The organism is Roseateles sp. (genome assembly GCF_039595595.1).
Taxonomy (GTDB): domain Bacteria; phylum Pseudomonadota; class Gammaproteobacteria; order Burkholderiales; family Burkholderiaceae_C; genus Roseateles.
On sequence record NZ_JBCNLG010000002.1, the window covers coordinates 500,163 to 521,672 of the forward strand.

Consider the following 21,510-nt stretch of genomic DNA (forward strand, 5'->3'; position numbering starts at 1 on the left):
GTCGGGAATGGAGATCGGAGCCGGTCAGCGCCGGCCGAACATCATCTGCCCGGCCAGCGCGCGCTTGAGCGGCGGCAGCGCCTGCAGCGCCGCCAGGCCAAGGCCGCGCGCCGCCGGCAGGCCCGGCCAGCGCCACGCGAAGCTGCGGGCCAGGAAATCGGTCGTGACGATCGTCGCCCAGCGGTCCGGCGCGCGCTGCCACTCGACGCGCCGCAGGGCCGTGTCGACGACCGGATCGCGCCGCAGCGCCTCGACCAGCGCGAAGGCATCGCGCAGCCCGAGATTCAGCCCCTGCCCCGCCACCGGATGCAGTGTCTGCGCGGCATTGCCGATGCGGATGCGCCGCCCTTCGACCAGCGTGCGCTCGGCGTTCAAGCCGAGCGGAAAGCACTTCAGCGGGCTGATGCCCGTCAGGCGTCCGACGCGCGCCGGCAGCTGATGCTGGATCACCGTCAGCCGCTGCGCGTCGCTCAGGCCGGCGACCTCGTCCTCGTCCTGCGGCTGGCACCAGATCAGCGCGGCACGGCGCTGGCCATCGCGGTCCGGCAGCGGCAGCAGCGCCAGCGGGCCGCGCCGCGTGAAGCGCTCGTAGGCAACGCCCACCGGACTGTCCGCCGACAGGTTCACCGTGCCCACCCAGGCGTTCTGGCGGTAATCGTGCGTCAGCGCCTTGCGCGCCTGCTCGGAGAACACGCCGCCCTCGGCCACCACCACCAGGTCGAAGCGCTCGGCGATGCCGGCATCGACCTCGACCTCGTCCGGCCGGTCCTGCTTGAGGCCGTCCACCGCCTGGCCGAAGCGGCTGATCAGGCGCCGGGGCTCCAGCGCGCTCGCCTGCTGCCAGGCCGCCTGCAGCGGGGCGACCAGTTGCCCGTAGGACAGCACCGCGCCCAGCTGCGGCACCCGCTGCTCGGCGGCGCTGATGCGGACCTCGGGCTCACCCGACGGACCGAACCAGGCGCTGGACAGCGTCGGCGGCGCCTGGCTCACGTGGACTTCGCGGATCGCCTGCGCCTGCGCGGCCGGCCAGACCCGCAGCCGCTGCAGCAGCTGCACGCTGCCCAGCGACAGCGCCAGCGTGCGCGGATCGCCGGAGACATCGCGCTCCAGCGGGCGGGCGTCGAACAGGCTCACCTGCGCCTGAGGCAGGTAGCGCGCGGCCAGCAAGGCCAGCGCGAGTCCCGCCGGCCCGGCCCCGACCACCGCGAGCCGCAGCGGCGGCGCGTGGCCGTCGAAGGCGGCATCGAAGGCATCGGAAGCTTGCGCGAAGGCGGGAGCGGCGGCGTCTTGAGACTGGGACATGGCATCGACCCGGAAACTGCGGCGGCCGCGTCAGGCGGCCGATGGTCGGGGCACTATAGCGCCGCGCATGTGCTGCGCGCCCGGCATGCGCCCCTGCGCTCAGGCCGGCATCAACCGCCGCTGGCCGGCTCCGGGCAGCGTGCGCCACGACGGCCCCGGCACCACTTCGTACTCGCGGCTCAGCACCGTGCTGACGAAGACCCAGTCGCAGCGGCACTCGGCCGGCGTCGCGGTGACGACCATGTAGCCGCGCCGCGAGGTGTCGGCGAAGGCGAGCGGCTCGATCAACTGCGTCAGCGAGGCGGCCAACTGCCGCGGATCCTCGCCGGTGAGCACGCGCTCGATGCCGGGCGAGCTCACCGAGGCGACGGCGAACTCGACACCCACCGGCATGTCCGACGCATCGCGCAGGTTGTTCGCCCAGGCGTTGTGCGTGTCGCCCGCGAGCACGACCAGATTCCGGTCGAGCTGGCGCGTCATGCCGAACACCTGTTCACGCGCGACCGGGTAGCCGTCCCAGGCGTCGAGGTTGTACGGAATGCGTGGTGCGCCCAGCACCGCCTGCTCCTGCGGCGTGAGGCTGTTCGGGTCGCGCTGCGCCTTCGCGGCGATCGCGGCGAACTGCGACACGGTCACGCCGCTGCCAGGCACGCGCACGTTCAGCAGGATCGGCGCGGGAATCAACATGCGGCCCATCAGCACCTGCTGCCCCAGCACCTGCCAGGTCGCCGCCGAAGCCTGCATCCGTCCTTGCAGCCATTGCTGCTGCGCCGCGCCGAGCAGCGAGCGATCAGGGCGCGCCATGTCGGTCTCGAAGCGCGCGCGGTCGACTTGCCCGGAGGCGGAGAGGTAGTCCGAATAGTCCAGCTGGCGATCCCGCCCGGCCATGCGCGTGTCCAGCATGTGCAGCGACAACAGCGTGCCGAAATCGAAGCCGCGATGGATCGTCAGCGGATCGGCGCCGTCCCGCACGGGCAGCCACTCGCGCCAGGCCTGCGCCGCGGCCGCCTTGCGCGCGGCGAACTCGCCCTCGGCAGCGGGCTGGTGGTTCTGGGCGCCGTCTTTCCAGGCGTCGTTGGCGAACTCGTGGTCGTCCCACACGGCGATCATCGGCAGCGCCGCATGCAGCGCCTGCAGATCCGCGTCCGAGCGGTACTGCGCATAGCGGCGGCGGTAGTCCTCCAGCGCGACGGTCTCGCGTGCCGGCTCCACCACCCGGCCCAGCGACTGCGCCTCGCTGCTCGCGTACCCATCGGGGCCGTACTCGTAGATGTAGTCGCCCAAGTGCAGGGCGGCGTCGTAGCCCTTGGCGTCGACGCGCTTGGCGGCCTCCGCGTAGACGTTGAAGTAGCCCGCCGGATAGTTGGAGCAGGAAAAGACCGCCAGCTTCACCCGCGACACGTCGCCGGCCGGGAGCGTCTTCGTGCGGCCGGCCTCGGACGTCGCCCCGCCCGCCTTGAAGCGATACCAATAGCGCGTGCCCGGCTTCAGCCCAATGGCATCGACCTTGACGCAGAAGTCCGCCGCGGCCCGCGCGGTGGCGCCGCCGCTGGCGACCAGCGCCGTGAATCCCGGGTCGCTGGCCACCTCCCAGCTCAGCGGCACATCGCGCAGATCCGCGGCGTCCTGCGCCAGCGCGCGGGTCCAGAGGATCACGCGGTCGCTCAGCGGATCGCCGCTGGCGACGCCATGGCTGAAGACGACGGCGCCCGCCGCGGCCTCGCCCTCGCCGCCACCGCTGCATCCCGCCAGCGGCAGGCCGGCCAGCGCGCCGGCGGCCAGCGCCCCGCGCACCAGATGGCGCCGGGCGTGGTCGATCGGCTCGGCCGGCGCCTCCCGCTCGTCGTTGCGGATCAGGGGATGCCAAGGCGTCTTGTTCATGTCGGGCGGGCGGTGAGCCGGCTGGTTCAGGGAATCGCGTGCAGTGCTGCCCTGGGCGCTGGGCGTTCACGGCGGCGCGCGCGTCTTCGCCATTCGCCCGCGCGTCCACTGGCGGGACGGGGCATTCGCCGTGCCGACTGACAGCCGGCCGTCGCTCCGCTACCCTTGCGCCCCTCGAAAAGGAGAAGCGCATGCAATACCGTCGACTCGGCCGCAGCGGCCTGAAGGTGTCCGAACTCTCCCTGGGCTCGTGGGTCACGTATCACAACCAGGTCGATACCGGTTCGGCTGTCGAGCTGATGGCCGCCGCCCGCGACGCCGGCATCAACTTCTTCGACAACGCCGAGGCCTACGCGCTCGGCAAGAGCGAGGAGATCATGGGTCAGGTGCTGCGCCAGCTGGGTTGGGGCCGCCACACCTATGTCGTCTCGACCAAGTTCTACTGGGGCCTCGACAAGTCGGGCACCACCGTCAACTACAAGGACACGCTCAACCGCAAGTACCTGATGCAGGCCATCGACGGCTCGCTCAAGCGCTTCGGCCTGGATGAGATCGACCTCGTCTACTGCCATCGCCCGGATCCGCACACGCCGATCGAGGAAACGGTGCGCGCGATGAGCGACATGATCACGCAGGGCAAGGCGCTGTACTGGGGCACGAGCGAGTGGAGCGCCGACGAGATCCGCGCCGCCTGGGAGATCGCCGAGCGCCATCACCTGCACAAGCCGGTGATGGAGCAGCCGCAGTACCACCTGTTCCACCGGCAGCGCGTGGAGAAGGAGTACGCCCGGCTGTACGAGGACATCGGCCTGGGCCTGACGACCTGGAGCCCGCTGGCCTCGGGCCTGCTGACCGGCAAGTACCGCAACGGCATCCCGGAGGGGAGCCGCGCGTCGCTGGAGAGCATGGCCTGGATCCGCGAGCAGCTGCAGGACCCGCAGCGCAACGCAGCGGTGGGCGAGCTCGAGACGATCGCCCGGGAGCTGGGCTGCTCGCTGGCGCAGCTGGCGATCGCGTGGATCAACCGCAACCCGCGCGTGTCGACGGTGATCCTGGGCGCGAGCCGGCTGTCGCAGCTGCAGGACAACCTGGGCGCGCTGGCCGTGACGCCGAAGCTGACGCCGGAGCTGCTGGCGCGCGTGGACGCGATCACGCTGCCGCTGGCCAAGTGAGCGGACCGGCCCGCGCGTGAACGCCGTCCTGTTCTACAAGCTGCTGGCGATCTTCATCGCCGCGGGAATGGGCTGGTTCGTCGGTCACATGCGCTGGCTGGGACCGGCGGGCGGGGAGAACGATCCCGCCCGCATCCTCTCGAACATCGCCTTCTACCTCTTCGTCCCGGCGCTGATGTTCCGCACGACGGCGCGGGTGGATTTCGCCGCGCTGCCCTGGCTGACCGTGGCGGCTTTCTTCGCGCCGGTGCTGCTGATGCTGGTGTCGGTCTACCTCTACGAGCGCAAGCGCCATCCGGAGAGCCCGGCCGCGCCGGCGGTGCGCTCGATCACGGCCAGCTTCGGCAACACGCTGCAGGTGGGCGTGCCGCTGGTGGCCGGCGTGTTCGGCGAGAGCGGCCTGGCGGTGCACATCACGGTGGTGAGTCTGCACGCGCTGACGCTGCTGACCATCGCCACCATCCTGGTCGAGATGGACCTGGCGCGCCATACCGCCAGTGGCGCGAGCGGCGCCAGCCTGAAGCGCACCATCCTGACGACGCTGCGCAACACGGTGATCCATCCGGTGGTGCTGCCGGTGCTGTGCGGTTTCGGCTGGCACCTGACGGGCATTCCGCTGCCGCCGGTGCTGGACGAGGTGCTGCAGATGCTGGGCAGCGCGGTGGTGCCGCTGTGCCTGGTGCTGATCGGGATGTCGCTGTCGTACTACGGCCTGCCGCGCGGCGCGATGCGCTCGTTGCTCGGGCTGGCGGCGCTGAAGCTGCTGGTGCTGCCGGCGCTGGTGCTGGGGATCGCGCACTGGGGCTTCGGGCTGTCAGGCATGCCGCTGGCGGTGATCGTCATGATGGCGGCGCTGCCGCCCGGGTCCAACGCGATGATGTTCGCGCAGCGCTACCGCACGCTGGAGGCCGAGGCCTCCGGCGCCATCGTGCTGGGCACGATGCTGTTCGCCGCCACCGCGCCGATCTGGCTGGCGATTCCGGCTTGGCTAGACTGAGCCGTTCCCTCCTGCCCCCAACCCCGCCCGCCAGGACGACATGACGGATTCGGTTTCCTCCTCGGCTTCCCCGCTTTCCTTCGCGCCAGGCGGCGCGGTCGCCGCGGAGGCCCTCCACGCCGCCTTCACGCGCGCGTTCGCGGATTACCTGATCGGCCCTTTCCAGATTCCTTTCGAGCAGTGGCCGATGTTCCTTGCGCGCCAGGGCGTCGATCTGTCGCTGTCGCGCGTGGCGCTGGCCGCTGACGGCGCGCCACTGGCCTTCGCGTTCGTCGCACCGCGGCCGGCCGCGCGGCGCTGGCGGCTCGCGACGATGGGCGCCCTGCCCGCCGCGCGCGGCACCGGCGCGGCGCCCGCGCTGCTCGACGACGTCATCGCCCGCGCCGCCGCCGCCGGACTCGAGGCCGTCGAACTGGAGGTCTTCGCGCAGAACGATCGCGCCCGCAAGCTCTACGAAGGACGGGGCTTCGAGAAACTCCACGAGCTCTTCGGCTTCCTCGCCGAGCCCGGCACGATCGCACCCGCCTCGCTCGCCTCACCCGTGCAGGACGCGGCCGGCCAGACGCCACGCGCGATCGACATGGCGTCCGCGCTGGCATGGCTCGATGAGGCCGAGAAGCGCTTGCCGGACCTGCCGCTCCAGGTCACCTCCGCCACGCTGCGCCACGGCGTCGATTACCACGCCTGGCGGGTGGGCGACGGGGACGCCGCCGCCACCCAGGCACAGGTCGTTTTCAGCCTGCCCGACGAGACCGTGATGATCCACAGCCTGGTCGCGCCGCGCGAGACCGGCGCCCGCGCGCTGATCCAGGCCCTGGCGGCGGTCTATCCGGAGCGCCGTCTGCGCGTGCCGCAGCTGCAGCGCGAGGACCTCGGCGGCAGCGCGCTGCGCGCGCTCGGAGCCACGGCGCAGCCGCTCCATCAGCAGTTGATGCGCCGTCCGCTGTGATCGCGCCGTCTTGATGCGGTCTTGACGCAGCCTCGACCGCGCAAGCGGTTCGAGATCGCCAGATCTTGATCTTCCGGAGTTCCGGCACTTGTGAGGGCCGCCCGCTTTGGATAGCGTGCCCCGCTCCAACCTAGAAGGGAAGCGTCCCACCATGCGATTCATGCCCGCGGCGTCCGCCGCCATCACCCTGGCCGTCCTGACCGCCCTTGGCGGCGCCCACGCTGCCCCTGCGGCGGCAGCCGGCGCTGGCGCCAGCGCCGTCTCCGCCGCGGGCGGCACGCTCAGCGTCAAGCTGGAGAAGATCAAGCTGGCCAACGGCTTCGAGGTGATCCTGGTCGAGGACCACCGCCTGCCGCTGGTGGCCTTCAACCTGTGGGTGCATGCCGGCCCGCGCAACGAGGCGCCCGGCCAGACCGGCTTCGCCCACCTGTTCGAGCACCTGATGTTCGCCGGCACCCGCCACATCCCGCGCGGCCAGGCCGACAAGATCATCGACGCCGCCGGCGGCACCGATTCCAACGGCTCCACCGACTTCGACCGCACCAACTACTTCTTCACGCTGCCGTCCAACCAGCTCGAACTGGGCCTGTGGCTGAAGTCGGACATGCTGGGCTACATGATCGACGAGGTCGATTCGGTGTCACTGGCCAACCAGCAGGACGTGGTCCGCAACGAGCGCCGCCAGTCGGTCGAGAACCGCCCCTACGGCATCGTCGAGGAAGCGCTCTACCAGGCGCTGTTCCCTGAAGGCCACCCGTATCGCGCGACGGTGATCGGCTCGCATGCCGACATCCAGTCCATCAAGCTCAACGACGTGAAGGCCTTCGCGCGCAGCTACTACCGGCCCAACAACGCGACGCTGGTGCTGGCCGGCGACTTCGATCCGGCGCAGGCCAGGCAGTTGGTCGAAAAGTACTTCGGCGCGCTGAAGGCCGGCGATCCGGTGCCGCCGGTCAACGTGCCACAGCCCCGGCTGACCGAGGAGAAACGGGTCGCCGTCACCGACCGCATCGAGCTCTCGCGCCTGGACATCGCCTGGCACACGCCGGCCGTGTTCAAGCCCGGCGATGCCGAACTGGACATCGCCTCGCACGTGCTGGGCGGCGGCAAGTCCAGCCGCCTGTACAAGACGCTGGTCTACGACAAGCAGCTGGCGCAGTCCGTGGCGGTGTCGCAGTACTCGCTGTCGCTGGGCTCGGTGTTCTCGGTCGAGGTGGTCGCACGGCCGGGCAAGTCGCTGGACGAGATCCAGAAGATCGTCGACGACGCCGTCGCCGAGCTGGCCGTGAATCCGCCCACCCCGGACGAGATGGCGCGCGCGCGCGCCTCCATCGAGACCGGCACGCTGGCCCGTCTGGAGAAGGTCCAGGCGCTGGCCGACCAGATCAACTACTACAACCAGCAGGCCGGCGATCCGAACTTCATCGGCAAGGATCTGGCGCGGTATCAGGCGGTCACGCCGGACCAGGTCCGCGATGTCGTCGCCACGTATCTGAAGAAGGACGCGCGCGTCGTGGTGCAGGCCACGCCGGGCGAGCAGAAGCTGGCGCCCGAGGTGCCGACCCCGCCCATGCCGCAGAAGGCCGCCAAGGGTGAGCGCGAGTCGATGAACGCCGATGTCGCGTGGCGCAAGACGCAGCCCAAGGCGGGCAAGGCCAAGCCCCTGTCGCTGCCCGACGGCCATCGCACCGTGCTGGCCAACGGGCTGACGCTGATCCATATCCCCAACCCGGGCCTGCCGCTGGTGAGCGCGACGCTGGTCGTGCGCGCCGGCCAGACCGCCAACCCGCCGCAGCAGCCGGGCCTGTCGAGCTTCACCGCCGGCATGCTGCAACAGGGCACGCAGACGCGCACCGCCCAGCAGATCGCCGACGAGGCCGCCGCGCTGGGCGCCACCATCAGCAGCGGCGCCGGGCGCGACGAGGCTCGCATCGAGGCCAGCAGCCTCAAGCGCAACTTCGCGCAGACGCTGGCGCTGATGGCGGACGTGGCGCTGCATCCGGCCTTCGACGCGACCGAGATCGCGCGCATGCAGAACCAGCGCCTGGCCGCGCTGCAGCAGCAGCGCGAGCAGCCGCCGGCCGTGGCGGCGATCGTGTCCAACCGCGTGATCTATGGCGAGGGCCACCCGCTGGCCCAGGCCTCGATCGGCGACGAGGCCTCGGTCAAGGCCACCGACGCCGCGGCGCTGCGCCAGTTCTGGTCCACCCGCTACCGGCCGGATGAGGCCGCGCTGGTGGTCGCGGGCGACATCTCGGCCGAGGAGCTGAAATCGCTGGCCGAACGTCTGTTCGGCGGCTGGGAGCGCCCGAAGACGGCCGCGCCCGCGGTCGACGCGACGCCGCCCAAGCCGGTGACGGCGCGCGTGGTGCTGGTGGACAAGCCGAACGCGCCACAGACCGCGTTGAGCGTCGTGGCCCCCGGGCCCAAGGCCGGCACGCCGGACGCCGAGGACATCAAGGTGATGAACGCGGCGATGGGCGGGCTGTTCACGTCGCGCATCAACACGCAACTGCGCGAGGTCAAGGGCTACACCTACGGCATCTACTCGGGCTACACGATGAACCGCGACAGCGGGCTGTTCGGCATCCGCGGCAGCGTGCGCACCGACGTGACGGGCCCGGCGCTGGTCGACATGTTCAAGGAGATCGACGGCATGCGCGCCAAGCCGATGGGCGCGGCCGAACTGAACCGGGTGCGCAACGCGCAGCTGCTGGCGCTGCCGGGGCTGTTCGACACCAACCGGGTGGTGGCGTCGAGCTATGCGAGCGAGTGGGCCGTGGGCATGCCGGCGGACAGCATCACCTCGCTGCCGCGCAAGTACGGCGCGGTGACGGCCGCCAGCGCGTACAAGGCGACGCGGACCTACGTCGATCCCGCCGCGATGATCGTCGTGGCGGTCGGCGACAAGGACAAGGTGCTGCCGCAGCTCGAGGCCGTCGGCCGCAAGCCGCTGGAGATCCGCGATCCGCAGGGCGCTCAGGCCGGCGTCAGGTGATCGAGCGCCTCTTCCACGCGGCCGCGCTCGTGCGTCGACAGGCCACGCGCGGCCTGCCGGTAGCGGGCGATGAGTTCGGCATCGGCGGGCATGCGCTCGGCCAGCGCGATCAGCACCTGGGCCCGTTCGAAGTCGCCGCGGATGGCCTCCACCGCGCCCAGCACGCTGAGCGCCAGCGCGCGGTCCACGCGCTTCTGCGCCTCGACCAGCGTGACGATCGCCGAGCGCTTCTCGAAGTCGCCATCGATGCCGCGCACGGCCTGCTGCCACTCGGCCATCACCGCCGCATCGCGGCTGAGCTGTGGCGCGAGGCCTTCAAGCACTTGGCGACGCTCGAAGGCGCCCTGCATCCGTTCGGTCGCCTGGAGCACCTCGCGCTGCAAGGCCGGGCTCAGCGTCCGGTGCGCCACCACCGCATCGAGCGCGCTGCGGCGGTCGAAATCGCCGTCCAGCGTCGCGCTCTGCGCGATCAGCCGCGAGAGCGTCGCGTCGTCCTGCCGGCCCACGGCGAGCAGCGCCTCGATGCGGCTGCGGCGCACGAAGGTGTCGCGAGACTTCTCGATGTCGGCCAGCACCGCCGCGGTACCGCCCCGCTGCAGCAGGCGGCGCGCGCGCGGCTCGCTGCCCTGCGTCAGCTCGGCCACGAGGCCGATCTGGCCGGAGAGCCACTGCCGGGCGTCGGCATCGAGCGGCTGTTCCTTGTCATCGATCCAGAAGCGGCGCGTGGTGCCGCCGCGGCCGTCGTTGACGATCTCGGCGCGGCGCGTCACACCGCGCTCGGTTTCGGAGATCTCCAGCTTGCGGTCCAGCGACACGACGTCGGTCTCGTCGTCGTTGAACACGAGGTCGCCGTCGTAGCTGGCGCGCTGCTCGTGGCCGTTGTCGTCATGCACATAGCGCGTGACCTTGTGGTCGCCGAGCACGGCGCCGACGTCGATCTTGAGGCGCGGGACCTTGCCGATGACCAGCATCGGCACCGACAGTGCCAGCGCGCACAGGCCGGCGGCCAGCGCCAGCCGGCCGAGGCGGCGGCGCGAAGGGGTGGAGTCGGACATCGGGAATTCCTCCAGCAGCGCGTGCATCCGCGCCATCAACGGGGACCGGGCGGCGGCCATCGCGCTCGCGAGCACCGGCATGGCGCGGCGTCCGCGCTTCGCGCGGCCTGTCGCGGCGCCGTCGCGGGCGCAGACGTAGAGGCTTTCGGCCAGCGGCATCGCGCCGGCCTCGGCGGCGGCCCAGGCATCGCAGGACAGTTCGGCCAGCAGGTCCAGCCGGCGCGTGGCGAGCCGGTTCAGCGGCTGCAGCCAGCCGAGTTGCGACACGAGCCGCGCGGCCAGGCGCCAGCCGGGGTCGCGGCGTCGCAGATGGGCGATCTCGTGCGCCAGCACGGCCACGCGCTGCTGGCCGTCGAGCGTGCGCATCAAGGAGGCGGGCAGGCAGATCTGGCCGCCAGGCGCGACCAGCGGGCTCGGCCAGACCGGGCTGAGGCGCAGCGCCGGCATCGCGACGCCGGCGCTGCGGGCGAGTTCGGCGGCGGCTTGCCGGAGCTCATCGTCGTCGCACGGCGGGAGCGCGCGCACCTCGCGCCGCAATGACAGCCAGCGCAGCATCGTCAGCGCCATGCCGAGCGCCGCAATCAGCGGCCACGACAGCAGCAGCGCGGCGAACGCGTCATGCAGCAGTTGGCGGCGGCGCGTCATCGATTCGTCGACGACGGGCGCCGGATGGGCGGCCGGGAGGGTCGTCGGTTCGGCAGGCAGGGCCGGCTGCGCCGCCGCGGTCGCGAGCGCGGCCGATGGGGCGGAAGGAGCCGCGACTTCGCTTGGCAGGGTGACGCGTGTCCCGTGCAGCAGCGGCTGCAGGCTCGCGGTCAGCACCGCGCCGAAGAAGGCCCAGCGCCAGAACGCCTCCCGCCACGCCGGATGCTTCAGCCAGCCGGCGCGCTCGATCGCCCAGACGCCGCCCAGCAGCACCGTGCTGTGCACCAGGTAGTTCAGCAGCCAGCCGGCGAGCCATTCAGTCATGACGGCCTCCCTTGCGCTTGAGCATGGCCCGCATGCGAGCCAGGTCGTCGTCGCCGAGCTCGCCCTCTTCCACCAGATGGCTGAGCAGCGCCTCGGGACGGCCACCGAACAGCGTGCTCAGCAGACCCGACACCATGGAGCGCTGCACCTCGGGCTCGCTGACAGCGGCGCGGTAGACCAGCGCCCGGCCATCGCGCTCGCTGGCGAGCAGGCCGCGCTTTTCGAGGCGGGAGAGCAGTGTCGCCACCGTGGTGTGGGCGAGCGGGCGCTGCTGCTCGCGCATCGCCTCGGCCACCTCGGCCGTGCTGGCGCGGCCACGGGTCCACAGCACGCGCATCAGCGCCAACTGCAGCTCGCTGAGCGAGACGTCGCCTTTGGCGTCGCCGTCATTGATCTCGTCCATCACCGTTCCTGCGTTTCTACATGTGTCGTACTACGACTGTAGAAGATCCAATCGGACCGCTGCAAGCGCCGTGATCCTGGGACAAACCCGAAGACAGCCCACTCCCTCGCCATGCCGCTACCGGAGGCATGCCATGCACCGCGAAGGCTCTCCTTGCCGCTTGCGATGGCCCCGGCGCGGCAGCGATCGCGGAGCATCCGTCAGAATCCCCGTCCATGACCGACCTCACCGCCTACATGACCGGCGTCGGCGAGGCGGCCCGCGCGGCCGCGACGCTGATGGCCGCGGCCCCCACCGCCGCCAAGAACCGCGCGCTGCTCGCGCTCGCCCGCCGCCTGCGCGAAGCCGGCCCCGCCCTGGCCGCCGCGAACGAGCGCGACCTCGCCGCCGCCACCGAAGCCGGCCTGGACGCCCCCCTCGTCGACCGCCTGCGCCTGACCCCCAAGGTCCTCGCCACTGTCGCCGAGGGCTGCGACCAGATCGCCTCGATGCCCGACCCGATCGGCGAGATCACCGGCGTGAAGCGCCGCCCCACTGGCATCAGCGTCGGCCAGATGCGCGTGCCGCTGGGTGTGTTCGGCATGATCTACGAGAGCCGTCCGAACGTGACCATCGAGGCCGCGTCGCTCGCCATCAAGAGCGGCAACGCCTGCATCCTGCGCGGCGGCTCCGAAGCCCTGCACAGCAATCTGGCCCTCGCCGCGCTGGTGGCCGACAGCCTCGAGGAAGCCGGCCTGCCGCGCAGCGCCGTGCAGCTGGTCAACACCACCGACCGCGCGGCGGTCGGCCTGCTCATCACGATGCCGGCCTTCGTCGACGTGATCATCCCGCGCGGCGGCAAGGGCCTGATCGAGCGCATCAGCCGCGAGGCCCGCGTGCCGGTGATCAAGCACCTGGACGGCAACTGCCACAGCTACGTCGATGCCGAGGTCGACCTGGACCTGGCCGTGACCGTCGTCGACAACGCCAAGACCCAGAAGTACAGCCCCTGCAACGCCACCGAATCGCTGCTGGTCCACGCCGCGCGCGCGGCGGACTTCCTGCCGCGCATCGGCATGGTGTTCGCGGCCAAGGGCGTCGAGATGCGCGGCTGCGAGCGCGCGCTCGCCCACCTGGACGCGGTCCCGCGGGAGCTGCTCAAGCCGGCCACGCCCGAGGACTGGGACACCGAGTACCTCGCGCCGGTGATCAGCATCAAGGTGGTGGACTCGCTGGACGAGGCCATCGCCCACATCAACCGCCACGGCTCGCATCACACCGACGCGATCCTGACGACGAACCACGTCCACGCCATGCGCTTCCTGCGCGAGGTCGATTCGGCCAGCGTGATGGTCAATGCCAGCACGCGCTTCGCCGACGGCTTCGAGTACGGCCTGGGCGCCGAGATCGGCATCTCCACCGACAAGTTCCACGCCCGCGGCCCGGTGGGCCTGGAGGGCCTGACCTCGATGAAGTGGGTGGTGCTGGGCCAGGGCGAGATCAGGACCTGACGCGGTCCCGCCCGCCCGGCCGCACGCGGCCTCAGGGCAGGTTCGGGACGTTGGCGTCCTTGGGCACGCTGACCTTGTAGATCGCCTGGAAACGCTGCGTCTGGTTCGGCGCGAGCGGCAGCTCCCACATCTGGATCCCGCGCTGGTCGCGCCAGTCGGCCTTGGTCACCGGCGGCGTGAACTGCGTCTGCACGCGGATGTCTTCGTGCTCGGACACCGGCGCCGGCTCCAGCACCTGCAGCGTGACCGGCTTGCCGCGCAGGTTCTCGACCTGCCATTGGCGCGTCACCACGACCTCGCGGCGCCCGCCGATGAAGCCGGCGTTCGCGCCATCGCGCTTGTCGGGCTCCACGCGCACGCGCAGCCGGTCGTCGAGACCGAAGGGCAGCGTCCACGTGGTCTCGCCGCCGAACTGCAGCGGCACCTGGCCGATCAGCGCGTTGTCGCGGAACAACTGCACCGGCCCCGCAGGCCACGAGCCCTGCGGGCGTGGCAGCTCGGCGACGAGGTAGGCCGCCGCCTCGGTCCGCGGTTGCACGCGTGCAAGCACCCGGGCCTGCTCGGCCGTGCGGCCCAGGCTGACCGTCGACATCGCGCCGTCGGCGCGCAACGTCACGCGCTGCGGCAGGTCGTATTCGGCGCCGAACTCCCCTTCGAAGACGCTCGGATCGAAGCGGATCGTCTCCGCGACGCGCGAGCCCGTCACCTCGACCGAACGCAGATCCGCAGCCGGCGCCGGTGCGGCCATCGCCACCGGTGCGATCGCCATCCGGGAACGGGTCGTCTTCTCGAAGATTTCCTGCTGGACCGCCAGCGTCCAGGGCACCAGCGGCTCGAGCGCGACGGCGTCGCGCGGCCGCACCGTCGAGAGCTTGAGCTTCACGTCGGTCCAGTCCTCGCCGCTGGTCTGCGCGATCTGCGCCAGACGCTCGATCGCCAGCGCGCCGGTCGCGGTATCCAGGCGCGCGCGATATTGCGGCTGCCAGCCGGCGCCCGCGACCCGATAGGAGAGCCCGACATCGGCCGCCTCGGCCGTCGACAGACGCAGCGTCACCACCGACACCTGGGCCGACGCCGTCGGCGCCACGGCCTTCGCCGCCGCCAGGTCGTTGCCCAGATCGGTCAGCCGGTCCTTCAGCGTCTGACGCCGCGCGGTCAGCTCCTGTCCGTTGCGGCGCAGCGTGTCCAGGCTGGCGCCGAGCGCGGCGCCGGGCCGCGCCTCGCGATCCGAGAGCCCCTTCAGGTAGCCAAGCGCCAGGTCGACACCGGCGATCTCCGCTTCCACGGCGGCGCGCTGCTGCTCGATGTCGCGCACCCGCGGATCGCGCTGGCGGCATTCCGGCAGGGAGTCGCGCGGGGCGCGCTCGATCTTGAGCTCGCCGAGATTCACGCCCGCCGGCGCCTGGACTTGCAGCGCGTCGCGCTCCAGGCTGGCGGGCAGACAGGCGAAGCGCGCCTGGACCGCGCCAGCCGGCACGCGCAACGTGCGGTCGACCTGCGCGCCGCCCGGGTACAGCAGCACCTGTGAAATGGCGGACGCCCCCGCGGATCCGGCGGCCGCGCGCGCTTCGCCGAGGGCCAGCGGGCCTGCCGCCAGCGCCGCCAGCGCGGCGCTTGCGACGGCGCGCGTCGTGAACAGTCGTTGCATTGCTTTTCCTCCTTGGGCCGGCGACGGTAGCACGGTGCTGGCACACTTCCGGCCTGCCGTTTTTCCTGATCCGCGCCATGTCCGACGCCGCCCCCGCTCCGATCCCCGCCGTCCACGCCTCGCGCCGCAAGGCGCTGGTGCTGTTCTCCGGCGGCCAGGATTCCACCGCCTGCCTGGCCTGGGCGCTGGACCGCTTCGCCGAGGTCGAGACCCTGGGCTTCGACTACGGCCAGCGCCATCGCATCGAGCTCGACTGCCGCCAGACCGTGCGCGCCGAGATCGCCGCGCAGTACCCGCACTGGGCGCCCAAGCTCGGCGAGGACCATCTGCTCGACCTGAGCCTGCTGGGCCAGATCTCCGACACCGCGCTGACGCAGGACCGCGCCATCGAGCTGCAGGCCAACGGCCTGCCCAACACCTTCGTGCCGGGACGCAACCTGCTGTTCCTGACCTTCGCCGCGACGCTGGCCTACCGCCGCGGCGCATCGGTGCTGGTCGGCGGCATGTGCGAGACCGATTTCTCCGGCTACCCCGACTGCCGCGACAACACGCTCAAGGCGCTGCAGGTCGCGCTGTCGCTGGGGCTGGACACGCCGATGACGCTGGACACGCCGCTGATGTTCCTGACCAAGGCGCAGACCTGGGCGCTGACCGAGGCGCTGGGCGGCACGGCGCTCAACGACCTGATCGTCGAGCACACGCACACCTGCTACCTCGGCGAGCGCCGCTCGCGCCACGGCTGGGGCTGGGGCTGCGGCCACTGCCCGGCCTGCGAGCTGCGCGCCAAGGGCTGGCACGAGTTCCAGCGCGACAAGGCCGCGGGCGCGGCACGGCCGGCTCCGGCGGCATGAACGGCATGAACGACGCGAGCACGCTGCATCTGAACTGGTGGCTCTGGGGCCTGGGCGCGGTCCTGCTGTTCTGGTGCATCGGCGCGTACAACCGCGTGATGCTGCTGCGCAATGAGATCGCCCGCGCCTTCGCGCAGCTGGACGACGCGCTGACGCGCCGCTTCGCCCATGGCGAACTGCTGCTGGAGCGCCTGCGCGAGCGCCTGCCCAGCGAGCAGGCCAGCCTGGACGCGCTGGCCGCGGCGCAGGCGGAGGCCAAGAGCGCCACGCAGGCGGTGCGCGCCCGCCCCCATGCGGCGGAGCCGGTGGCGCAGCTGGCGATCGCGTCGGCGGTGCATGGCGCGGCGCTCACGCGGCTGGTGTCGCTGGTCGAGCACCATGCCGAACTGAGCGCGGACCCGGACCTGGGCGGCGCCGTCGACGAGCTCAAGATGATCGAGCGCCAGCGCGCGTTCTCGCGCCAGGTCTTCAACCAGGCCGTGGACGCCTACAACCTGGCGATCCGCCAGTTCCCGACCCGGGTGCTGATGAGCTTCGTCGGCTTCACCGAGGCGCGCAGCCTCTGAGCCGGGCGAGCGCCGCTGGCGCGCTCAGCCCTTCCTCTTCATCAGCGCGAGGAACTCCGCCCGCAGCGTCGCGTCCTTCAGGAAGGAGCCGCGCATCACGCTGTTGGTCATCGTGGACTCCATGTCCTTGACGCCGCGCCAGTGCATGCAGAAGTGGTCGGCGTCCATCACGATCGCCAGGCCGTCCGGCTTGACGCGCTCCTGCAGTTCGTCGGCCAGCATCACGACCGCCTCTTCCTGGATCTGTGGGCGGCTCATGATCCATTCGGTCAGGCGCACGTACTTCGACAGCCCGATCAGGTTGGAATGCTCGCTGGGCAGCAGGCCGATCCAGACCTTGCCGATGATCGGGCAGAGGTGGTGCGAGCAGGCGCTGCGCACCGTGATCGGGCCGACGATCATCAGCTCGTTCAGGCGCTCCGCGTTGGGGAACTCGGTCACCGGCGGCGGCGGCGCGTAGCGGCCCGCGAAGACCTCCTTCACGAACATCTTGGCCACGCGCTTGGCCGTCTCCTGCGTGTTGTGGTCGCTGTCGGTGTCGATCACCAGCGCCTGCAGGACCTCCTGCATCTTCGCCTGCACCTCGGCCTGGATCTGCTCGAGCTCGCCGGGTTCGATGAACTCGGCGATGTTGTCGTTGGCATGGTGCCGGCGGCCGGCCTGGACCAGCCGGTAACGGATGCGGTCCGAGGCCGGCCGCGCGGCCAGGTCCTCGGGGCTCAGGATCGGGGTGCCTGTCATGGAGCCTGCGTTCTTATGGGTGAGCCGCGATTGTCGCGGCATCCGGAAGGCATTGCGAAAGCAAGGTCCTTGCGCCGGGGGCTGCCGGGCGGGCCGGGGCGGCCACTTAAACTCCCGCGGTGTCTTCCGCCCCCTCCCCCAAGAATCCGGCGCCGCCGCTGCACCGCCTGCTGGCCCATTGCGCCGATGCCGTCCAGGCCGTGCGCGACGGGCAGTCGCTGACCGACTGGCTGTCGCGCTGCCCCGCCGAGCTGCGCCCCGGCGTGCAGGCGCTCAGCTTCACCGTGCTGCGCCGGCTCGGCGCGGCGCAGGCGGTGCGCGCCGCACTCGCGCCCAAGAACCCGCCCGCACGCGTGGACGCCCTGCTCGTGACCGCGCTGGCGCTGCTGTGGCCCGGCGAGACGGCCTATGCCGGCCACACCCTGGTCGATCAGGCCGTGCACGCGGTGCGCCAGCGCGCGCCCAACAGCGCGGGCTTCGCCAATGCGGTGCTCAGACGCTTCCTGCGCGAGCGCGAGGCGCTCGTGGCGGCCGCCGAATCGGATCCGATCGCCCGCTTCAACCATCCGCGCTGGTGGCAGGACCGGCTGCGCGCCGACTGGCCGGCCGAATGGGAAGGCCTGCTGCAGGCCAACCAGCAGCGCCCGCCGATGACGCTGCGCGTCAATCCGGCGCACGGCGACCTCACCGGCTATTTGGCCCGGCTGCGCGAGGCTGGCATCGGCGCCCACGCCGCCGGCCCGCTGTTCCCGCAGGCGGTCGTGCTCGACGAGCCGCGCCCGGTCCAGGCCCTGCCCGGCTTCGACGCCGGCCATGCCTCCGTCCAGGACGCGTCGGCCCAGCTCGCCGCGCCGCTGTTGCTGGGCCTGCGCCGGCCGCAAGACCTGGCCCCGGGCGAGGACTGGCCGGCGCTGAGCGCCGGCGCCCGGGTGCTGGACGCTTGCGCCGCGCCTGGCGGCAAGACCGCTCACCTGCAGGAACTCGCTGGCAACGGCCTCGATCTGCTGGCATTGGACGCCGACGCCAAGCGGCTCGATCGCGTTCGGCAGAACCTGGACCGGCTGGGGCTCGAGGGCGCGGTGCGCGCCGCGGATGCGCGCGACACCGCCGGCTGGTGGGACGGCCGCCTCTTCGACGCGATCCTGCTGGACGCGCCGTGCAGCGCCTCGGGCATCGTGCGGCGCCATCCCGACGTGCGCTGGCTGCGCCGGCCCGGCGACATCCCGGCGCTGGCACGCATCCAGGCCGAGCTGCTGGAAGCGCTGTGGCCGGCGCTGAAACCCGGCGGGCGGCTGCTGTACGCGACCTGTTCGGTCTTCAAGTCCGAGGGACAGGACCAGATCGACGCATTTTTGCAACGCCATGGCGATGCGCGGTCGCGTCAGTTCGACCAGGGGGCCGGGCATCTGCTGCCGCTCGCGGACAATGCCCCGCAGGACTCCGCACCGGGCGAGGCCGCCGTCACCGACGGCTTCTATTACGCCCTGTTGCAGAAGGCCTGAACTCCTCCCAGATCTCTGGAATCTCGCCACGATCCTGCTCCGTCCGCGTGTCTCCGCCATCCCGTCCCGTTCCGCTGCGATCCTGGTGGCAGCGCCTGACCCTCGTCGGCGCGCTGCTGGTGCTGCACGGCTGGGCGCTGGCTCAAGGCGTGACGCTGCAGCTGCTCAACGCCGAGCGCGGCGACGACGGGCTGGCGCTGAGCTTCAGCACCCGCTTCGAGCTGCCCAAGGCGGCCGAGGACGCGCTGCTCAAGGGCGTGGCGGTGTACTTCGTCGCCGAGGTCCAGGTCTTGCGCAACCGCTGGTACTGGCGTGACGCCCGCGTCGCCCAGGCCTCGCGGACCTGGCGCCTGACCTGGCAGCCGCTGACGCGCCAGTACCGGGTCAGTACCGGCGGGCTGCATCAGAGCTTCGACACGCTGGGCGAGGCGGTCGCGTCGCTGCGCGGCGTCTCGGGCTGGAGAGTGGCCGACGCCAAGGAGATCGAGGACGATGGCCGTTACTACCTGGAGTTCAGCTACAAGCTCGACACCGCCCAACTGCCGCGCCCGATGCAGATCGGCCTGGGCGGCAGCCAGGGCTGGACGCTGGGCGTCGAGCGCACGCTGACGCTCAATCTCGAGACGCCATCGGCGCCGCCGCCCAACAAGCCGCAGCCCTGACCCGCGGTTGCCGCTTGATCGATCCTTCCCTCCTTCGACCTTCTTGACGCATCAAGGATCCTGACCCGTGACCAAGTCGGCACGCCTGGCGTGGTTGATCTCCGTGGCCGCGATCGCGGGCGCGATCGGCATGCTCGCCTTCCTGCTGTCGATCAGCACCACCGCGCAGCGCGGCTTCCTGGAGCGCCACTACCTGTGGCTGTTCTGGGTCAACGTCGCCGTCGCCACGGCGCTGATCATCGTCATCGGCGTGGCCGGCACGCGGCTGGCGCTGCGCGTGCGGCGCGGCCGCTTCGGCAGCCGGCTGCTGCTCAAGCTGGCCGGCATCTTCGCGTTCGTCGGCGTCGCGCCGGGGCTGCTGATCTACACGGTCTCCTATCAATTCGTGAACCGCAGCATCGAGAGCCTGTTCGACCAGCGCCTGGCGAGCGCGCTCGAGGCCGGCCTGGCGCTCGGCCAGGACACGCTGGAGAACCTGCGCGCCGAGCAGACCGCCCGGACCCGCGCCGCGGCCGAGCGCTGGGAGGATGGCGCGCTGGCGCCGCTGGCGCTGGAGCGGCTGCGCGACCAGCTGGGCGCGCGCAGCGTGTCGCTGGTCGCGGGCAACGGGCAGATCGTGCTGTCGGCTGGCGGCGAGTCCAGCGAGACGCCCGCGCGCCCGAGCGCCGCCCTGCTCGCGCAGGCGCGCAACAACGGCGTGGCTTCGCGGCTCGAAGGGCTCGAGGACGAGCAGCAGGCGGTGCTGGGCGAGGCCCGCATCCGTTCGCTCGCGCTGCTGCAGAGCACCGCGCTGCAGCTGACCAACAGCGACCGCTACCTGATGGTGGTGCGGCAGATCTCGGGCAAGGTCATCAGCAACGCGCTGAACGTCTCGACGGCCAACCAGGAGTACCTGCAGCGCTCGCTGCTGCGCGACGGGCTGCGGCGCATGTACCTGGGCACGCTGACGCTGGTGCTGATCCTGGCGGTGTTCGCGGCGCTGCTGCTGGCGGTGGCGCTGTCCAACCAGCTGGTGCAGCCGCTGCTGCTGCTGGCCGACGGCATGCGCGAGGTCGCGCGGGGCGATCTGAAGGCCAAGCCGGTGTTCCGCTCGGGCGATGAGCTGGGCGGGTTGACGCGCTCGTTCGCGGACATGACGCAGCAGCTCGCCGACGCGCGGGCGCAGGTGGAACTCAGCGTCACGCAGCTCGAGAGCGCGCGCACGCACGTGCAGACCATCCTCGACAACCTGACCGCCGGTGTGATCGTGTTCGACGCCGAGCGCCGCATCGAGACCGTCAACCCGGGCGCGACGCGCATCCTGAAGCTGCCGCTGTCGGCCTACGTCGGCCGGCCGCTGGAGGACCTGCCGGCGCTGGCGGCGTTCGGCAAGGACATCTGGCAGCGCTTCGAGCTGCAGAGCCCCGAGGCCGGCGAGCGCGAGCACTGGCAGGACTCGTTCGAGCTGCAGCTCGACGAGAAGACCGCGCTGACGCTGCTGGTGCGCGGCGCGCCGCTGCCGCAGGACGCGCGGCTGCTGGTGTTCGACGACATCAGCGAGGTCGTTTCCGCGCAGCGCTCGGCGGCCTGGAGCGAGGTCGCGCGGCGGCTGGCGCACGAGATCAAGAACCCGCTGACGCCGATCCAGCTGTCGGCGGAGCGGCTGCAGTTCAAGCTGGAATCCAAGCTCGAGGGGGCCGATCAGTCGATGCTGGTGCGCTCGGTCGGGACCATCGTCAACCAGGTGCAGGCCATGAAGCAGCTGGTCAACGAGTTCCGCGACTACGCGCGGCTGCCGGCCGCCAAGCTGGCGCCGCTGGACTTGAACGCGCTCGTGGCCGAAGTGCTCACGCTGTACGCCGAGGCGCAGGAGTCGGGGCAGTTGAGCGCCGACCTGGCGACCGATCCGCCGCTGATCCTGGGCGACGCGCCGCAACTGCGCCAGGTAATCCACAACCTGGTGCAGAACGCGCTGGATGCGGTCAGCGAGCGGCCGGAGGGCAAGGTGGTCGTGCGCACGCAGAAGGCGCTGAACGACGCCGGCGAGCTGCGGGCGCTTCGGCTGGTCCTGACGGACAACGGTCCGGGCTTCGCCGAGCACGTCTTGAAGCGGGCTTTCGAGCCGTACGTCACGACCAAGACCAAGGGGACGGGGCTGGGCCTGGCGGTGGTGAAGAAAATCGCCGACGAGCACGGCGCGCGCATCAGGCTGGTGAATCTCCCAGGCGTGAGCGGCGCCGATCTACCGCCGAGCGGCGCACAAGTTTCGTTATCATTTTCAAAACTCGCGACTGCACCGAGCCCTGCGCAGGACGCGCCTCGGCCCGCGTGAACAGTAGGCATAC

General features: G+C 71.4%; 16 protein-coding genes. 10 read left to right on the forward strand and 6 right to left on the reverse strand.

From position 1 onward, the window contains the following. Nucleotides 1-24: 24 nt before the first annotated feature. On the reverse strand, nucleotides 25-1,302 hold the full coding sequence (locus tag ABDW61_RS04975; RefSeq protein ID WP_343636776.1) for an FAD-dependent monooxygenase: 1,278 nt from the start codon (nucleotides 1,300-1,302) through the stop codon (nucleotides 25-27). A 99-nt stretch (nucleotides 1,303-1,401) separates the two neighbouring features. Continuing rightward, complete coding sequence (locus ABDW61_RS04980) at nucleotides 1,402-3,183, reverse strand: alkaline phosphatase D family protein (protein ID WP_343636778.1); 1,782 nt, start codon at nucleotides 3,181-3,183, stop codon at nucleotides 1,402-1,404. 191 nt (nucleotides 3,184-3,374) lie between these two features. Here ABDW61_RS04980 and ABDW61_RS04985 point away from each other — a divergent pair, with 191 nt between their 5' ends. The 4 genes from ABDW61_RS04985 (at nucleotide 3,375) to ABDW61_RS05000 (ending at nucleotide 9,299) form a co-directional block, all read left to right on the forward strand. Beyond that, nucleotides 3,375-4,355 carry an aldo/keto reductase gene (locus ABDW61_RS04985; protein WP_343636780.1) on the forward strand — a complete coding sequence of 327 codons (981 nt, stop codon included), beginning with the start codon at nucleotides 3,375-3,377 and terminating at the stop codon, nucleotides 4,353-4,355. 16 nt (nucleotides 4,356-4,371) lie between these two features. Further along, the gene (locus ABDW61_RS04990) at nucleotides 4,372-5,352 is read left to right on the forward strand and encodes an AEC family transporter (protein ID WP_343636782.1); all 981 of its coding nucleotides are present in this window, start codon (nucleotides 4,372-4,374) and stop codon (nucleotides 5,350-5,352) included. 40 nt (nucleotides 5,353-5,392) lie between these two features. Then, the gene (locus ABDW61_RS04995; protein ID WP_343636784.1) at nucleotides 5,393-6,301 is read left to right on the forward strand and encodes a GNAT family N-acetyltransferase; all 909 of its coding nucleotides are present in this window, start codon (nucleotides 5,393-5,395) and stop codon (nucleotides 6,299-6,301) included. 151 nt (nucleotides 6,302-6,452) lie between these two features. Continuing rightward, nucleotides 6,453-9,299: a pitrilysin family protein gene (locus tag ABDW61_RS05000; RefSeq protein ID WP_343636786.1), complete on the forward strand. Its 2,847-nt coding sequence runs from the start codon at nucleotides 6,453-6,455 to the stop codon at nucleotides 9,297-9,299. On the opposite strand, the gene ABDW61_RS05005 is transcribed toward ABDW61_RS05000, so the two are convergent. Next, nucleotides 9,281-11,323, reverse strand: a complete 2,043-nt coding sequence (locus ABDW61_RS05005) for a M56 family metallopeptidase (protein ID WP_343636788.1) — start codon at nucleotides 11,321-11,323, stop codon at nucleotides 9,281-9,283. The two genes, ABDW61_RS05000 and ABDW61_RS05005, sit on opposite strands and share 19 nt — an antisense overlap. Then, nucleotides 11,316-11,726: a BlaI/MecI/CopY family transcriptional regulator gene (locus ABDW61_RS05010; protein WP_343636789.1), complete on the reverse strand. Its 411-nt coding sequence runs from the start codon at nucleotides 11,724-11,726 to the stop codon at nucleotides 11,316-11,318. Before ABDW61_RS05010 ends, ABDW61_RS05005 begins: the two co-directional genes overlap by 8 nt. A 215-nt stretch (nucleotides 11,727-11,941) precedes the next feature. Here ABDW61_RS05010 and ABDW61_RS05015 point away from each other — a divergent pair, with 215 nt between their 5' ends. Then, entirely contained in the window at nucleotides 11,942-13,216 is a 1,275-nt protein-coding gene (locus ABDW61_RS05015; protein ID WP_343636791.1) for a glutamate-5-semialdehyde dehydrogenase, read from the forward strand. Nucleotides 13,217-13,247: 31 nt separating this feature from the next. On the opposite strand, the gene ABDW61_RS05020 is transcribed toward ABDW61_RS05015, so the two are convergent. Then, nucleotides 13,248-14,864, reverse strand: coding sequence for a DUF4139 domain-containing protein (locus ABDW61_RS05020; RefSeq protein WP_343636793.1), 1,617 nt, complete (start codon nucleotides 14,862-14,864; stop codon nucleotides 13,248-13,250). A 77-nt stretch (nucleotides 14,865-14,941) separates the two neighbouring features. On the opposite strand from ABDW61_RS05020, the gene queC reads away from it, so the two are divergent. Then, entirely contained in the window at nucleotides 14,942-15,715 is a 774-nt protein-coding gene (queC, locus tag ABDW61_RS05025) for a 7-cyano-7-deazaguanine synthase QueC (protein WP_343636795.1), read from the forward strand. Beyond that, on the forward strand, nucleotides 15,712-16,281 hold the full coding sequence (locus ABDW61_RS05030; protein ID WP_343636797.1) for a LemA family protein: 570 nt from the start codon (nucleotides 15,712-15,714) through the stop codon (nucleotides 16,279-16,281). The genes queC and ABDW61_RS05030 overlap by 4 nt, the downstream gene beginning before the upstream one ends. A 24-nt stretch (nucleotides 16,282-16,305) precedes the next feature. Here ABDW61_RS05030 and folE read toward each other — a convergent pair whose 3' ends face one another. Continuing rightward, nucleotides 16,306-17,022, reverse strand: a complete 717-nt coding sequence (gene folE, locus ABDW61_RS05035) for a GTP cyclohydrolase I (protein ID WP_343636799.1) — start codon at nucleotides 17,020-17,022, stop codon at nucleotides 16,306-16,308. Nucleotides 17,023-17,141: 119 nt separating this feature from the next. On the opposite strand from folE, the gene rsmB reads away from it, so the two are divergent. From rsmB to ABDW61_RS05050, 3 genes are all read left to right on the forward strand, one after another. Continuing rightward, nucleotides 17,142-18,524, forward strand: coding sequence for a 16S rRNA (cytosine(967)-C(5))-methyltransferase RsmB (gene rsmB, locus ABDW61_RS05040; protein ID WP_343636801.1), 1,383 nt, complete (start codon nucleotides 17,142-17,144; stop codon nucleotides 18,522-18,524). A gap of 47 nt (nucleotides 18,525-18,571) precedes the next feature. Continuing rightward, entirely contained in the window at nucleotides 18,572-19,186 is a 615-nt protein-coding gene (locus tag ABDW61_RS05045; RefSeq protein WP_343636803.1) for a DUF4390 domain-containing protein, read from the forward strand. A gap of 67 nt (nucleotides 19,187-19,253) precedes the next feature. Further along, complete coding sequence (locus ABDW61_RS05050) at nucleotides 19,254-21,497, forward strand: ATP-binding protein (protein ID WP_343636806.1); 2,244 nt, start codon at nucleotides 19,254-19,256, stop codon at nucleotides 21,495-21,497. The last annotated feature ends 13 nt before the right edge of the window (nucleotides 21,498-21,510 follow it).